Annotated in this window: 14 protein-coding genes; 8 read left to right on the top strand and 6 right to left on the bottom strand. The window is 37.9% G+C overall.

Annotated features, from left to right (window positions below; translation table 11 throughout):
* Positions 1–11: 11 nt before the first annotated feature.
* The 4 genes from C1634_RS12620 to C1634_RS12635 all read right to left on the bottom strand — a co-directional run bounded on the left by C1634_RS12620 (position 12) and on the right by C1634_RS12635 (position 7,505).
* A complete protein-coding gene (locus C1634_RS12620; protein ID WP_109738510.1) occupies positions 12–4,301 on the bottom strand; it encodes a DUF11 domain-containing protein in 4,290 nt (1,429 codons plus the stop codon).
* A 60-nt stretch (positions 4,302–4,361) separates the two neighbouring features.
* Positions 4,362–4,964, bottom strand: coding sequence for a hypothetical protein (locus tag C1634_RS12625; RefSeq protein ID WP_103234993.1), 603 nt, complete (start codon positions 4,962–4,964; stop codon positions 4,362–4,364).
* Positions 4,965–5,711: 747 nt separating this feature from the next.
* Positions 5,712–6,170: an organic hydroperoxide resistance protein gene (locus C1634_RS12630; protein WP_109738511.1), complete on the bottom strand. Its 459-nt coding sequence runs from the start codon at positions 6,168–6,170 to the stop codon at positions 5,712–5,714.
* Between the two features lie 36 nt (positions 6,171–6,206).
* Positions 6,207–7,505 carry an epoxide hydrolase family protein gene (locus C1634_RS12635; protein ID WP_109738512.1) on the bottom strand — a complete coding sequence of 433 codons (1,299 nt, stop codon included), beginning with the start codon at positions 7,503–7,505 and terminating at the stop codon, positions 6,207–6,209.
* A 256-nt stretch (positions 7,506–7,761) separates the two neighbouring features.
* Here C1634_RS12635 and C1634_RS12640 point away from each other — a divergent pair, with 256 nt between their 5' ends.
* Positions 7,762–8,619: a DUF4240 domain-containing protein gene (locus tag C1634_RS12640; protein WP_109738513.1), complete on the top strand. Its 858-nt coding sequence runs from the start codon at positions 7,762–7,764 to the stop codon at positions 8,617–8,619.
* 81 nt (positions 8,620–8,700) lie between these two features.
* Here the strand turns inward: C1634_RS12640 and C1634_RS12645 are convergent, their stop codons facing one another.
* Both C1634_RS12645 and C1634_RS12650 read right to left on the bottom strand, forming a co-directional pair.
* Entirely contained in the window at positions 8,701–9,507 is an 807-nt protein-coding gene (locus C1634_RS12645; protein WP_109738514.1) for an SDR family NAD(P)-dependent oxidoreductase, read from the bottom strand.
* Between the two features lie 94 nt (positions 9,508–9,601).
* Positions 9,602–10,189 (bottom strand): TetR/AcrR family transcriptional regulator, encoded by a 588-nt coding sequence (locus C1634_RS12650; RefSeq protein ID WP_103235193.1) that lies wholly within the window; start codon positions 10,187–10,189, stop codon positions 9,602–9,604.
* A gap of 374 nt (positions 10,190–10,563) precedes the next feature.
* On the opposite strand from C1634_RS12650, the gene C1634_RS12655 reads away from it, so the two are divergent.
* The 7 genes from C1634_RS12655 to C1634_RS12685 all read left to right on the top strand — a co-directional run bounded on the left by C1634_RS12655 (position 10,564) and on the right by C1634_RS12685 (position 16,424).
* Positions 10,564–11,496 carry a helix-turn-helix domain-containing protein gene (locus tag C1634_RS12655; protein ID WP_109738515.1) on the top strand — a complete coding sequence of 311 codons (933 nt, stop codon included), beginning with the start codon at positions 10,564–10,566 and terminating at the stop codon, positions 11,494–11,496.
* Between the two features lie 96 nt (positions 11,497–11,592).
* Complete coding sequence (locus C1634_RS12660) at positions 11,593–12,333, top strand: SDR family oxidoreductase (RefSeq protein ID WP_103235191.1); 741 nt, start codon at positions 11,593–11,595, stop codon at positions 12,331–12,333.
* 22 nt (positions 12,334–12,355) lie between these two features.
* A complete protein-coding gene (locus C1634_RS12665) occupies positions 12,356–12,841 on the top strand; it encodes a DUF1097 domain-containing protein (RefSeq protein ID WP_103235190.1) in 486 nt (161 codons plus the stop codon).
* A 43-nt stretch (positions 12,842–12,884) separates the two neighbouring features.
* On the top strand, positions 12,885–13,637 hold the full coding sequence (locus C1634_RS12670; protein WP_109738516.1) for an SDR family oxidoreductase: 753 nt from the start codon (positions 12,885–12,887) through the stop codon (positions 13,635–13,637).
* 9 nt (positions 13,638–13,646) lie between these two features.
* On the top strand, positions 13,647–14,069 hold the full coding sequence (locus C1634_RS12675; RefSeq protein ID WP_109738517.1) for a hypothetical protein: 423 nt from the start codon (positions 13,647–13,649) through the stop codon (positions 14,067–14,069).
* Positions 14,070–14,314: 245 nt separating this feature from the next.
* Positions 14,315–15,190 (top strand): AraC family transcriptional regulator, encoded by an 876-nt coding sequence (locus C1634_RS12680; RefSeq protein WP_109738664.1) that lies wholly within the window; start codon positions 14,315–14,317, stop codon positions 15,188–15,190.
* A 67-nt stretch (positions 15,191–15,257) separates the two neighbouring features.
* Positions 15,258–16,424, top strand: a complete 1,167-nt coding sequence (locus C1634_RS12685) for an iron-containing alcohol dehydrogenase (RefSeq protein ID WP_103235324.1) — start codon at positions 15,258–15,260, stop codon at positions 16,422–16,424.
* The last annotated feature ends 50 nt before the right edge of the window (positions 16,425–16,474 follow it).

Here is a 16,474-nt window from a genome sequence, read left to right on the forward strand (position 1 = left end):
TTTTTGTATTATTATTCATTACAGCTTCTTACCACACAATGCCAGGAAGTTCCATTGTAAAGCTTCATACACTTGTCTGTTGTATCATAAATCAGCATACCTTCTACCGGATTTACAATAGCTGAGCTTTGAGTACGTGTGATCACAAATCCTTTGGTTTTTGATTCCAGTGCAACTGCGCCATTAGGAATGTTTTCCGGCCATCCGTTCTGTTTGGTCTGGATTGTAATCCCAATTTTTGTAATCGTATCGGCAGGAGAGGTATTCGGGTCTTTCGTACAGGAAGTACACGCAAGGATTTTTAACAGGTTGGAACCTACGGAATTGGCTGCCCCGCACTGAGACTGAGGATCTACAGAAACAGTAGCCTGATTGTTGAGGTATTTGCTTCCGTTAGTATCTGTATAAGCCATTGTAGCAGAGTTATTGGTGTTGACCTTAAATTTAACTACCGCGGTTTGTCCAGGTGCTATGCTCATTCCTGAGATATAAAGGAGTCCTCCTGTGAAGCTGGCTGTTCCATTAGCTGTAAAATTATTCTGAACCAAAGATCCGGCTACATAAGATTGAGCAGCATCAAGGTTATCCATGAATTCAACACTGGTAATAGGGTTTGCATCATTATTAGTGATATTAACTGTGTATTCCAGCTCTGTTGAAGAAGTCCCAAAACATCTGTTGACCGATTTTGTTACTGTTGGTTTTGTAATGACAGTGCTTGCTGTAAAAGTAATGCTGGTATCCTGGTATCCTGAAGCACCGCTGTCATCATCACTTCTGTAAGGGGTAGGATTGTTGATTCCTCCGTTTACCGTATAATTGAAATAAGTAGCATACGTGCCGGCACCGGAAGGTTTTACTTTGATATAAAGGTAAGAGTTTCCTGAAGGCACTGTAAGATTATTCAATGAGAAGTTCTGTCCCGAATAAGCAGGTGTTTCCGTTCCAAGTCCTACATAGCTGTCTGCCACATACTGTAATCCTGATGGCAAAACATTGCTGATGTTAATAGCTTTAGAGATACAATTGTTATTTTTAATATTGAGCTTTAATGTGGCCTCCTCACACGTTGGCAGCTGGCTTTCAATATAAGATGCAATAACATTTACGTTATCCGCATTGGGTTCAATAGGGTTGACACATACAAATGACATATCACTGATATAAAGAAAATCTACCTTGCTGAATACCTGATCTCTGTTGATGGTCCATTCTATTACAATTTTTTCAACCGGTTTTTCAAAATCCACATTCACCGTTGCATAATCGAGAAAATCTAAAAATGGTTCCGTTCCGATCGCTGTACCCGTTGAATTGTCAATGGTGTATCTTCTCAGTAAAGCGTTAAGCTCAGGGGTAGAATTGTAGGCATAATTAAGTTTTGGAGTCACCTGAGTGGTTCCGCAGTAACCAATTATTTTTACCATAGCAGCTTGTCCGGCAAGTTTAGTGATACCCGCAACCTGGAAGCTTGTTTTAGCAGCTTTACTTCCGTTGATATCTTTTAGATTTACGGTATAAGATACCTTACCTGCAGCCCCATTCAGATCATCATATCTTGATAGCTGAGTCCATGTACCAAACATTCTAGGGAAAAAAGTAGGGATCCATTCCACACCTGACGGATAAGTAACGCTGATGTCAGCAGATAATGCACCGCTGGCAGGCGTTGCTCCAGTTAAGGGAACGTTGCTTAACGTATTATTATTCATTCCCGTTGTTCCCCCGTTAAACCATGCCTGAGCATTCTGCAACGTCTGCTTTCCTCCATTACAGGTCTGGCAGGCAATAGGACCTACTTTACCCACTACAGTAAAATACTGTCCGTTTTTGAAATTGTAATAGAATACTGCTTTTCCTCCGCTTACACTTACAGCAGGCATAAAAGCGGTGTTGGTTGTAAATCCGCTGTCATCAGCAACATATAAAGCGATTTCACTGTTGATATTGTAAGAAGATAAATCAACCTGAAAATAAGCAGCATCTGCAGTGCCGGTTTCCTGTACCAGCCAGGTTTTGTTGATTCTTTCAGTGCCGCTTTCCAAAGCCGGGCAGCTCACCGGAGTTGTACCTGTATTGATATTATTATCACCAAACATCATGAATCCTTTGTCAGCCAATGAAGTTCTGGTGACTGTAGAGTTGGGTGAGGTGAAATCATTCACCGTTGATGCAGTAAGGATACTGTTGTCATTAATACTGTGGGAAATTTTTTGATCCAGAGTACCAAAAATATCTCTTCCAATACCAAAAATATTATTATTAAATGCTGTATTCGTAGAAGAGTTCCAGACCACAGCAGCGTCAGAATTAATATAGTTTTGAGGCTGTACTAATGTGATACCATACTTTATGGCAAAATAAGAATCTACTTTATCTCTGTCCTGAGTAGATAAGCTCACATTATAATAGGCAATTTCGGGTGTTCTTCCTGCGAAGCCATATACACCACCACCAATCTGAAGATTAGGATAAAGACTCCCGTCACTGATAGCTCCTGAAAATGTAGTGAAATTTCCATTATAGCCTACCTGTTTATTATTACCACTCACTATTGAGCTTGCCTGTGCTCCAAGTAAAATCATTTTATTTAAAACCGGAGAAACGGAAGTATTCTGTACATTAGGTACAGCTGCATCCACATAATGCAGGGTTACATAATCTCCTATCGGGCTAAATGTATTATCAATACCCAAACCAAAACTGTGCGCGGCTCCATTTGTAGGAATATTGGCGAATCTGAAAATATGGTTATAGATACCATTGGTATTTCCGGATTTTGCCCCTACCGCAAAAGTAGTATGTAATCTGCCTAAAACAGTTTGATCTACAACCCCTGTAAAATGTATAGCATCTGTAGCATTGAAGGTATAAAAAGGGTTGTAATTACTATTGGCATCACCACCGGTTAGTAAAACAGTTCCAGCCTCGCTTTGGTTCACGGTAAACCCACTGGCTCTGTCTGTCCAATTGGTTAAAGTAGCCGTAACACCTGCATCGTACCAATATTTCAGGCCAGTGGTAACTCCTCCCGGAGCCTGTACAAGCGCTGCCAAAGTAAAAAACTGTCCGTTGGTGAGCGAGACATCAGCATAATTATATACAACTCCGTTGATGGTTTGCGTGTTGGCTGACATATCGGTCACGGTATTCCCGGTTGCAAAAGTAGGATCTAAGTTATTCTGAACCAATTTTAAATTACTTAATCCTTGTGGCCACATCACTCGTACTGTTCCTACAGAACCTGTGTTCTGAACCTTCCAGACAGAGCTAAAAAGATAATTAACTCCTGAAATGCTTGAGATTGGAACTGTTGGTGCTTTTGCTAATCCGTTATCTCCAATGACAAGAGATTGCAGGTTGATTAATGTACCGGTGTTGGCTGTATTGGTATTGGCCATACCCGTTAATCCAATTAAAATCTGCTGTCCCGGATTGATGCTCATGGATTGCTTTTGATTCAGTGCAGAATTATCATCCCGTGCAATACCTGTGATATTGTTGTTATAACCGCTATTTGTAGGTATATGCCAATACACTGTTCCGTTAGAAGCAACATAATCACCGGATTTTGTAATTCCGTATTTCAATGCAAGATAGCTTTCTATTTGAGGACGTTCCGTTCCTTTATTTGTATTATAAACTACAATTTCTGCAATATCAGCATTAGCAAAATTATTAGTTCCCTGAGCGCCTACCCAGAAATTTTGTGTGCTAGGACTAGCAGTAGCCGTACTATTGTTATTTCCAAATGTAAAATTCTTAAGTTGTCCGTTAAGATATACATTCGCTGAATTGGAGGTTCCGTCCATTGATTGTAGACGGACTTCATTTGTAGTTGGAGTGGAGGTAATCATGCTTCGGTTAGTGATAAGCATACCTCCGTCAGAATTTCCTCCAACATTCCACGTTCCACCAAAACCGTTAGAGTGGGAATACAGGGGTAGGAAAGTAGTCCCTAATTTTCTATACACAATGTATTGTGATGTCTCATAAGGGGCAGCTGCAGTAGTTGTTGCAGTTAACGGAACATTAGGAGCTGCCAGGCGGTCATTTGTACCATCAAATCTTAATGACGGATTGAAATTAATCTGGCTTGTGTTGTAAGCTGGCGTAGTACCTGCTGCTCCTTGCTGGGCAAGATTATAAGTTGTTGAAGGAACGCTATTGTTCCATTGAGTTACAGTTCCTGCAGAAGAAGTTATTCCTGCATCGGCTTTATACCATAGTTGAGGGATAATTCCGCCCGGACTTTGGGCTTTTGTGAGCATGAATATATTCGCTATCAGGAATATACTCATTAATATATTGTGTTTTTTCACCTTGATTTTTTTAAAATTAAATACTAATACATTCTTCTTTTAAATGCATTCAGAAGGTGGAGGGCGGGTTTTATATTGGAATAAATAATAGTCTTTAAAAAAGACAAAACTATTGTTGATGATCTTATTATCATCAGTATTGAGATATTCGTGAGAAATTTTAAGCGTTTTATTTTCAATTGAATACTTCAGGGAGCTATGAACGGTAACAGATGCTGAAATGGCATTTCCTTTTTGGTAGATAGAAAAGAAATTGTCTGGAGTAGATGTTACAAATTGGACGGTTTCAGCTTTACGCTCAATTTTTATAATTTCTTTGGAAGGCTTTATTATTGCTTCCTTTTTTATTTTTTTGGAAAGGAATTTGTTTTTTTTGTTATTAAATGAGAACCCCTTCACTCCCTTTAAAACTTGTTTTTTGGCTACAGTGTTCCCTTCAAAATTCCTTAACCTGTTCTTCTGCACTACTCCTGAATCGGTAATATATAATGTTGCATTTTCAAGTACTGTAATTTGGGTACCTTCTTTATAATAAAAACTCTGAGCGTTGAGTGTTGGAATCATTAAAAAAACAAACAACAGCATCCAAACCCCTTTATAAAAGGGTAAAATGGATTTAAGCTGTTGTTGTAGGGATTTCATTAATGTGCGTGTTTGTTTAAGAGACAAAATTTGTCTCCATAATTTCTGATTCAAAATAGTTTTGAGCCAGGGTAAAAAATGAGGGATTAAGGTTTTTCTTACCTATAGATGTATAATCATACACCTTATTTTATAATAATAGTAGGTTTTGCTATTCAATGCTTAGTTTAAAAAAGCTTAATGGAATATTAGTTTTAAAGAAAATAGAAAATAAGAATAAAGTGTTTTTTAAGTTTTTAGTCAATAAAATAATTTTCTAAATTTTATTTAATATGTGTTATATGTATATTGGAAATTTATTCTAAAATATATTCAATATTGTGTTTTATTTTCTTTTGTAAAATTAATGTATTCTCTATTGACAAAATAGATTTTACCAATAGCTTTAAGTCATATTATTAATTTCATTTATAATATGTATTGTGTTTGTTTTTAAAGGTTTATATAAGTTAAATTGAAAAATTTGTATAATGATTGATGCAGTTTTTGGGTTTTGAAAAAATGTAAGCGTTAAATGTTGAAATTATACTTTATAATATTTCAGTTTTATCTTTTTTATTGATAGTCGGCTTAAAAGGTTTAGGTTAAAAATATTTATGGAAATAGGAGAAACTAATTAATAAATTTTACAATGCCAAGAGAGAGTATTCATTATAAAAATCCTTTCCTATCATAAAAAAATCTTCCCTGCCAAAGCAAGGAAGACTTATTAACCAGAAAATCATCTAAGACTATTTCCGGTACTAACTACAACACAACATCTATCTTTACATTGATATTACCACGGGTAGCTTTTGAATAGGGGCATGTTGCATGGGCTGTTTCCACAACCTTTCTGGCTTCATCCATTGGCAGCCCCGGTAAATGGATCTGTAAATGGGCCTGCAGGAAAAATCCTTCGTCATTGGTAGCCAGATCTATGGAAGTGTTGACCGCCAGATCTGGAGGAAGAACAACGCCGGTTTTAGATGCCCCTAAATGCATGGCTCCAATAAAACATGCCGACCATCCCGCTGCCAATAACTGTTCCGGATTGGTACCGGTTCCTTTCGTGCCGGGGGATGTCAGTTCTATGTTGAGTTTACCATCATTGCTTTTTGCTTCCCCATTTCTTCCCCCGGTTACGACAACATTCCCAGAATATATTACTTTGCTAATATTTATTACGGTTGTATTTTCTACTTCTTGAATTCTGTTTGATTCCATATTTTTATTATTGAGTTAGATTGAACAATATGACTGTTAAAGCTTTTTTCTTAGATCTTTGAATGCTGCTCTAAGCTCTTCTGTAAAGACCAGTGGCTGTTCCCATGCAGCAAAGTGTCCTCCTTTTGATGCCTTATGATAATAGTATAATGTAGGATAGGCACTTTTTGACCAGCTTTCCGGAGCTTGGTAGATCTCATGAGGAAATACTGAAATGGCTACAGGAACCTTTATATCTTTTGTTTTTTGTGCTTCAGAGCTGAAGTTGTTCTTATTATTTTCCCAATAGAAACGTGAAGAAGATGCACCGGTATTGGTAAGCCAATACAGGGTAATATCATCCAGAATCTTATCACGGCCTATTACATTCTCAGGGTGAAGGTTGCTTTCACTCCATTCCGCGATCTTTTCGTAAAGAAATGCTGCTAAAGCACCTGGTGAATCAGAAAGTAAATAACCCGTAGTCTGTGGGCGTGTTACCATCATTCCTCCATACGCTGCATTTCGTCCAAAGAAAGTACTCATTGCGTTATAAGCCTGCAGTTCCGAAGCAGAAAGTCCGGCTGGCGCTGGATCACCGGCATTGATAGGTTTTACCAGATCGGAGGGAATAGTGGCGGGCATAGTAAGATGGATACCCAGGAGACCTGAAGGAGCCTGTTTGGCCAATGCATCAGATATTACAGAGCCGTGGTCACCACCTTCGGAAACATATTTTTTGTAGCCAAGTCTTTTCATCAGCACATCCCAGGCTTTGGCAACGCGATCAGGATTCCAGCCCAATTCCGTGGGGATTTCTGAAAAACCATACCCCGGAATAGCTGGTATGATGACATCAAATGCATCACTTGCTTTTCCCCCATACTTTATGGGATCAGTCAGCGGACCGATAGCATCGATGAACTCTAGCGGAGAACCTGGCCAGCCATGGGTAAGGATGACAGGCATGGCGTTGGATTCTTTTGAACGCACATGGATAAACTGAATATCAATACCGTCAATCTTTGTTACAAATTGGGGAAGAGCATTGAGTTTATTTTCTACTTTTCGCCAATCATATCCGTTGCCCCAATAAGTAATCAGTTCTTTTAACTGTGCGAGTTGAATTCCCTGGGAAGCATCTTTTACGGTTTCTTTATCCGGGAATCTGGTTTCAGAGATTCGTTTTTTCAGTTCGTCCAGCTGAGATTGCGGGATGTTGATATGAAAAGCGCGGATACTGGAATCAGATTTTGATGATAAGGAAGTCTCCTTGTTATTTTGCGCTTTGGAAATAGCAGGAGTACTTAGAGTAAAAGTGGCTGCTAACAGGATGGTGGAAATTGTTGTTTTCATTGTTTTTGTTGTATTAGATTTAGATTTGTTTTTCTTTTTTGATGAGACAAAATTATGCTCTGAGAAGTGCCTGGGAAACAGGTAATTTGTTCAAGTAGTCATATTTCGTATCGAAATAGACATTCCAGATGGTGAACAGGAAAATGATAGGGGATATAAGGATGAATCAGGTGAAAAAGAAATACTAAGGAAAGCCGTTCATTTCTCATTTTTTTTGTAGTTTCGTTGTGCTGCCTATCACATTATATAAGCTTTTATGAAACGAAATTTTATCAATCAGGAAGAACTTTCTGATAAATTCTGGAATATTGAATATTCAGGAACTACACAAAAAATAGCATTCGGGAAAACCGGAACCAAAGGACGTGAAACCAGTAAAGAATTTGCCGACGAAAAAGAATGCATTCGGGAATCTGAAAAACTCATCAGCCAAAAGATAAAAAAAGGATATACCGAGATTCAGGAGAACGAAGAGGTTCCTCAGAAAAAAGAACTTTCAGAAAATGAAAAAGCAGATATTTATTTCTGGGAAGCGATCGAAAAATCCAATACCTATAAAAAAGCCCATTGGAGCGAATATGATATGGATGAACACCTGGAAAATCTAACAGCCAATCTTGCTAAATTTGGAAAAGAAAGGCTTATACTTTTTGAAAAGACGCTTCAGGAAAAATTGAACGAACTGTATACCGCCGAAATTGCTGAACTTTCCTTTATCCTTGAAGGTGATTTCAAGTCAGAAAACGGAACCTATGTCTTTGATGGCTTCCTTTCTGATGACGGATTTATTTATTTCCGCTGCTGGCTGCTCCTTAAAGGAAAAGAATTTTTTGAAGACATTACAAAAGATATCCAGTCATTTGTAAGTGGAAAATACAGCTTTAATATCGGTGATTGCTGGGGGGAGGGACTTCTGTATGTCTCAGATGAAGCTTACTCCGAAAATCATGATAACGATGATGAGTCAGAAATAAGAGATGCGGTGGATGAGCGGTATCCTGATAATCATTATGACAGTATGGACCGCCAGATGAACAGAGAGCCAAAAGAAGGGGCCGATCTCCAGAAGATGTATCCGAAATTGGTAAAAGAGATCTGTGAATTGAGAAAATAAAAAACTTCTTAAAAAAAGATAAAATAAGCTCCGTTTTATACAAAAACGGAGCTTATTTTATGATCGTATTTCTTTGAAAGACTATCCGTGAGCTTCTACAGATACATCATTCCATTCTTCCCAAAGTTTTAATCGCTGTTCATAATTGTGCTTTACAAATGGAAGAGCTACTTTTCCAAGCAATAAACGCAATGGTGGGTTTTCCGTTTCTACCAATTTTATAAGGGCCGGTGCTGTAGCATCTACACTTCCAAAAGAGGTTTCAGATTCTGCAAAGGCTTTTTTAACGCCATCATATGCCGGATTACTTTGGGTGTTAATTCCTGTATGCCAGATATTGGAGGCATAGCCGTTAGGTTCTACCAAAGTCACGTGAATTCCAAATTCTTTCACTTCCGTAGCTAAAGTTTCACTTAATCCTTCAAGAGCGAACTTAGAAGCATTATAAAGTCCCATAGTGGGTAATGTTGCCAATCCTAAAATGGAAGAAACCTGAATGATATGACCACTTTTCTGATCTCTCATGATAGGAAGAACAGCCTGTGTAAGCCATAGCGTTCCAAAGAAATTGGTTTCAAACTGAGCTCTGGCTTCCTGCTCATTCGTTTCCTCTACAGCCCCTGTTAAGGCATATCCTGCATTGTTGATTAAGATATCAATGCTGCCAAAGTGCTGATGTACTTTCTGAACCACAGTTAAAGATTCTTCCCGTTTGTCGACATCTAATGTTAAAGCCAATACAGAATCTCCATATTTATCTTTTAAATCAGTAAGGGTTTCTACGTTTCTGGCAGTTGCTGCTACGTTGTAACCTTTTGCTAAAAAGGCTTCTGCCCAAGCTTTTCCAAAACCTTTTGATGCTCCTGTAATTAAAACTGTTTTTGACATTGTTTTGTTTTTTATTAATTGTTATGAGTATACTTTTTATAAAGTTTAATTTTATTATCATATGACCGATCGGTCATTTTTAGGGTAAAAAAAATTACATGCTATTTTCTTCAATCATTTTTTTAAGACTATTGCCAACAACCTCCATTCTCTCATTATTGCCAGACACTCTGGACATTAAATGACCTCCTTCAAGCATCGCAAAAAGAACGGTAGCAAAATCTGCCGGATTCCAGTCTGCTTTGAACTCTTTATTGGCAATTCCCTTTTCAATAATACCAGAAAGTAAATCCTGGCCTTGTTTAATGGCACGGTTCACTTTTTCTTTAACGATAGGATTGGTGTCATCGGCCTCTGTTCCAAAATTTAATAAAGGGCACCCTCCAACAACCGGTGGATGATTGGGATCACTGAAGAAATCGATATAAGCCAATAATTGCTCTTTGGAAGTTTTATGTCCGCTCAAAGTCCTTTGAAGCTTGTCGCTTAAGATTTTCATGTTATGTTCAACGGCTGCACAGGCAAGAACTTCCTTATTTTCAAAATGAACATACATACTGCCTTTAGACAATTTGGTTGCCTCCATAATATCACTCATAGAAGTAGCTGCAATCCCTTTTGTATTAAAAATTGGAGCGGCTTGTTCTATAATGAACTGTCTGGTTTCTTCCCCTTTTGCCATGATGAATCATAATTAGGGTACAAATATATGACCGATTGGTCATAAAAACAAAATATTTTTCAACTTTTTTAATGTAGATGTTGTAAGTTATATATAATCAATAAGTTAATTTTATTTTAGTGATTTGATTAAGCCTAATGGAATATCACTCAGCAGGAAGAAATTTTAGGAATTTCACCCACATTATCTATTGTAAACCCTTCTTAAAAAGCTTTCTTTTATGATTGATTCCCTAATCTTTAAGGGCAAGCATAATAGGATTTAAAGCTGCGAAGTAGGCTTCAGGCTGATAAATAATTTTAAAAGAAAAAGAATATGCACAGAAAAGATAAGAAGCCTCAATTAAATTTTTAAATTTACCTGAAATTAATGCAATGGCAAACGATAAACTGAATGTTCGGACACTCCGCGAGCTCTATCAGCAGCTGGATCTTCCTATTGATTATCTGGAGAAGGAATCTGGCTTTACCATTCATTATTTGGAAGAAACGTTTAAAGATTTACCCTTCCGTTCAGAACCTTTCCGTCCGAATTACTTCAGCTTTTTGTTTATAAAAAATGCTTTTGGACATTATACGATTGATGACCAACGGTTTGAGGTGACCCCAGATACCGTATATTTTACTAACCCCGGAAACTACCGGATTTTCGAATGGGAAAAACTGGAGCATACGTGCCTTATAACTTTTGGAGAAAGCTTTTTGAAAGAATATGTGCATGATGATGTCTATCGGGATTTCTCTTTCCTTCTGTCAGAAGTTGTATCTCCACGTGTTTTGACGCAGCAGCAATTCGGCCAGATAGAAGAACTATATACATTGATACACAAAGAGTATAAAGGACATTCTTTATATAAAAATAAGATTATCGGAGCTCTTGTGATTGCCTTGCTGTTAAAGATCAAAGAATACTTTTTCCAGGATTATGATCCTATTTATGAAGGGAATCGCAGTTCACAGATCGTTAAAACTTTCAAACTGAATGTTGAAAAACATTTCAGAGATCTGATCAACGGAAAAACCAATGTTCAGCTAAGAGTTCAGGACTATGCTGATCTGCAGACCTTGCATGTCAATTATCTGTCAAGTGTTATCAGCAGTAAAACAGGAAAAACAATCAGTTCATGGATTGCTGACAAAGCGACTACTGAAGCCAAAGTAATGCTTCAGAATGAGGAACTCAGCATCAAAGAGATTGCAGCCCGTTTAGGCTTTCTCGAAACCCCTCATTTCAGCAATTACTTCAAAAAACAGACTTCAATAAGTCCTGCCGAATACAGAAAACAGTATTTTGGCAACCAATCTTAGATATTTGCAACACCTGCTATCATTCTTGTACGTTCTCAGGGGGCGTAATGTGCCAACTTTGTCCTATCAAAATTAACATTGATACAACAAAGTAATATGAGCACATTAAACAACAAAGTGATCCTTGTGACCGGAGCGTCAAGAGGAATCGGAGCTGAAGTAGCACAACAACTTGCTTCAGCAGGAGCAAAAATCATCGTCAACTATGCAGGCGGAAAAGACTCTGCAGAAAACGTTGTAGCCTCAATAAAAGCCAATGGAGGAGAGGCCATTGCCTTACAGGCGGATGTAAGCAATCCGGAGGCTGTACAACAATTATTTGATCAGGCGATCAGCCATTATGGGAAACTGGATGTTCTCGTAAACAATGCCGGTATTATGATTACCAAGCTGATCAAAGATACTACTGATGAAGACTTTTCACGCCAATTCGACATTAATGTAAAAGGGACATTCAATACCTTAAGAGAGGCCGCTACCAAGCTGGCCGACAATGGAAGCATCATTAACTTTTCATCTTCTACGACAAGACTGATGATGCCTTCTTATGGAACTTATGTCGCAACCAAAGCAGCTGTAGAACAATTGACCCGCGTATTTGCAAAAGAAGTGGGGGGAAGAGGAATCAACGTCAATGCAATCCTTCCCGGACCTACCAATACAGAACTTTTTACTACCGGTAAATCACAGGAGGTGATTGACAGGCTGGCTTCCTTAAATGCATTTAACCGTTTGGGAGAGCCCACTGATATTGCTAAAATCGTAGTTTTCCTTGCCGGGGATGATGCGAAATGGATCAGTGGACAAGCCATTGGAGTGAACGGTGCTATGGCATAATACATCATTAATCGTATATATTATGAAAACTTTACCAATTGCCGCAGCATTCGGTCTTTTCGGGGCCATTGCCGTCACCGTTTCTTTTTCACAGCAGTGGCCCACCTGGGTGATGTTCATAGCCTGGGTAAGTTTCTATATTTTCGGTAAAAAGTGGCAAAGCTCTCTTTGGGCCTTCTTACAGATTGTACTGGGAATGGGGATGGCGATACTGATACAAGTGACCGCCGGATTTTTGGAACAATTTATCGGAGCATTGGGATTTCCGTTGTCTGTATTCTTTTACATAGGATCATTAGCTTACTTCGCAGGAACTAAAAAGCTGAATAACATACCCGCATGGTTTTTAGGGTTAATTATTCTATTCGGAGTTCATCCGTCACTGGAACCACTCCCTATATTAAAATTACTGATCCCCATCATTTCAGGGTTTTTATTTGCCTGGCTGAATAATAAGGTCGTTGAAAAGATCCATGAAAGACAATTACCGGAATCATCCGCTCAATAACAACTATTTATATCATTATTATTTAATTTAAAAATCAAAAACAATGAATTCATTACAAAATAAAGTAGCCATTATTACAGGCTCAGGAAGAGGTTTAGGAAAAGCTATTGCAGAACGTTATGCCGCTTTGGGTGCAGATATCGTGTTAAATTATTCACGGGATAAAGCTTCTGCCGATGAGGTGGAAAGTAACATCAAAGCGATGGGAGGGAACGTAATTTCTGTACAGGCAGATGTAAGCAAAGTAGCTGAGATCAGATATCTTTTTGATGAAGCCAGAAAAGCATTCGGGAAAATAGACATTGTCGTTGCCAATGCGGGTATTGAAATGGTAGAAACTCCTGTAACAGAGTTCACGGAAGAACAGTTTGACAGATTGTTTTCAATCAATACCAAAGGTGCTTATTTTACGATGCAGCAGGCCGCTCTGAATATAGAAGATAACGGACGTATTATCTATGTGGCATCAAGTACTACCGCTTTTCCCGTTCAGGGCATGGCGGTATATGGCGGCAGTAAAACGACACCGAGATATCTGGTGGATGTGCTGTCAAAAGAAATAGGACACCGTGGAGTAACGGTGAATACTATTATCCCTTTCGCTGTAGATCATTCAGGAATCTTTGCGGAAGAAGGAAGCTATCCCGAATTAAGAAAATCATTAATTGATAGCTGCCCGATGGGTAGACTGGCAGAAGTAGAAGATGTCGCCAATATTGCGGAATTTTTTGCAAGTGATCTTTCTTCGTTTGTGAATGGACAGCATTTACTGGTGAACGGAGGTGCTAATCAATAAAATGATGCCATGAATATCTTTAAATCATTAAGCTTTATATTGATCATGACCTGCAGCCTGCATGCTTGCGGACAGCAAAATCAGCATCATCACAGAAAAATAAAGAATATGGATACTTCAAAAATTAAAAATACGGCCGTAAAACAAGCTGTTGAAGCTTTTCAAGCGAGTGATATCAAAAAATGGACTTCTTTTTTTGCTAAAGATGCCCTATTACTGGACGATGGGAAGCCGCGAAATCTGAAAGAATTTTCTACCCATGCCATTACTATTGAAAACTTTGTAAACATAGATAAGGTAGAGGATGATGGAAATTCTGTATATGGAGCATTCCACAGTGATGAATATGGAGATTTTAAAGCGTATTTTAAATTTCATTTTAATAAAGAAGGAAAAATAAGTAAGCTTGAAATAGGACAGGCAGATTATTAAAACTTAATAAGGAGCTCTTTTTCAATATATTGTTTGAGAGCTTCTTTTTTTATTGAATGAAATTTGAAAAAAATAATTTTTTTTAACACAGAGGCAAAGGCTTATTCTTTAATAATATATGCCTCGAAGTCTACCTTACATTGAGATAATCTAAAACTGAAATCCTGAAATGATATACTTTTCATTTGTGATATAAATGGATTATAACTTTTTTTAATCCTACATTTGCTATGGTAAAAGGAGCTATGAAGAAACTGGAGATTAAAAAGAATATTCAGAAACAGGAAGATAAAAATCTGTCTTTCCGGGTTTTTGATTTGAATAAAGATCATTTGGATCAATATGCAAAACCTCATAAAAAAGACCATTTTTGTATTTTTATTGTAGAACAGGGAAAACTTCAGGTTTGTATTGAAGATAAAATTCATTGGATAAAAACTGGAAAAATTTCTGTGATATTTCCGGAACAGGTGCATTTTGTTGCAGGTTCCAGCGAAGATCTCATTGGGAAGATTATTCTGTTTGAAGAAATACTGTTTTGTTCTGATATTTTGAAAAATGAACTGAGTACCTATAATGTCAATCTTTCTACACACCTCAATTGCACGGTGCTTTCACATGAGGACTTTGAACAAAGTTTACACAACATTTCAATCATTAAAGAGATTTACGAACAGCCAACACTGATCAAGAAAGAACAGGCCAGATTTTATATTAAAATTGTTCTTTTGGGACTTATTGAATCTATTCACGGACTGCATCCCGTTTTGCATGAAAAAACAGCAGACCAACCCATGTATGTAAAATTTAAAAAGCTGTTGAACGAGCATTACAAACAATACCGAACTGTTCAGTATTATGCAGAAAAATTGGCCATTACCACCAAAAAATTAAACTCTATTACCAAAAAGCATTGTGGAGAGACAGCTATTCAGGCTATACATAACCGTATTTTAACGGAAATTAAACGCCAGCTGATGTTTTCAGATCTTTCTCATAAGGAAATTGCTTTCGATCTTGGTTTTAATTCCCCATCTGCCCTCAATAAATTTGTAAAAGCAAAACTCAAAGAAACTCCCACCGAACTTCAGCAGGAACTGGCGCAAATGTATAACGTGTAGTCCCGTTTGTATAACAGGGTTTGTGAAGGCTTGTCTAATTTTGTATCATTAAAATCAGATAAGAAAAATGAGCAAATTATTTATTGCAGGCGAAGTCTTCCATGGTGCGGGAAGTCTTGATGAATTAAAAAATATCAAAGGGAAAAAAGCCGTTATTGTAACAGGAGGAAGTTCCATGAGAAAAAGCGGAACCCTTGATAAAGCTATCGCTTACCTTAATGAAGCAGGAATCGAAACACAGATTTTCGAAGGAGTAGAGGAAGACCCTTCATCGGCAACATGCCTGAAAGGTGCAGAAATAATGAATACTTTTCAACCTGATTGGATTATCGGGCTAGGGGGATGTTCTGCAATTGATGCTGCAAAAATCATGTGGGTATTTTACGAATATCCCGAGGTAGAATTTGATGCTTTGATTAAACCTTTCACAGTTCCGGTTTTGAGAAATAAAGCTAAGTTTATTGCCATTCCTTCTACCAGTGGTACAGGAACTGAAACTACAGGATTAGCAGTGATTACTGATAGAGAGAAAGGAGTAAAATATCCTGTTGTTTCTTACGAACTGACACCGGATATTGCTATTATTGATGGAGAAATTTGTGCTTCAATGCCAGCCCATGTAACCTCCAATACAGGTCTTGATGCATTGACACATTGTGTAGAGGCTTATGTTTCAAATATTGATAACAATATCGCAGATGCTTTGTCCAAAGGTGGTTTAGAGATTGTTTTTGATAACCTTAAAGAAGCAGTAGAAAATCCCAATAATATCCAGGCTCGCCAGAATATGCATGATGCATCATTTATGGCTGGTTTAGCCTTCAACAATGCATGGCTGGGTATTGTTCACTCTCTTTCTCATCAGGTAGGAGCATTGTATGGAATTCCTCATGGAGCTTCAAATGCGATTTTCCTTCCGAATGTAATCCGTTATAATGCTATGACTACAGAACGTTATCCTGATCTGGCAAGAGTAATAGGCAAAGAAACTACCGAAGAATTGGCTCAGGCTATTGAGACTTTACGTTCTGAAGTCAACAATCAATCAGCGATTAAAGATTTCGGAATCTCAAGGGAAGATTGGGATAAAAATCTTGATTATATCGCAGCCAATGCTTTAGCAGACCCTTGTACAGGTTTCAACCCGAGAGTGCCTGTTTTGGAGGAGTTGAAAGCGATTTACAATGCCTGCTATGAAGGTGTGGTATATGCAGAAGAAGTTGTTGCAGGCTAGTCTTTTGTAATCAGGTCATATTATGATACCATAAAAAAGAGAACTCAGAT

It is taken from the genome of Chryseobacterium viscerum, from assembly GCF_002899945.2.
GTDB lineage: Bacteria > Bacteroidota > Bacteroidia > Flavobacteriales > Weeksellaceae > Chryseobacterium > Chryseobacterium viscerum.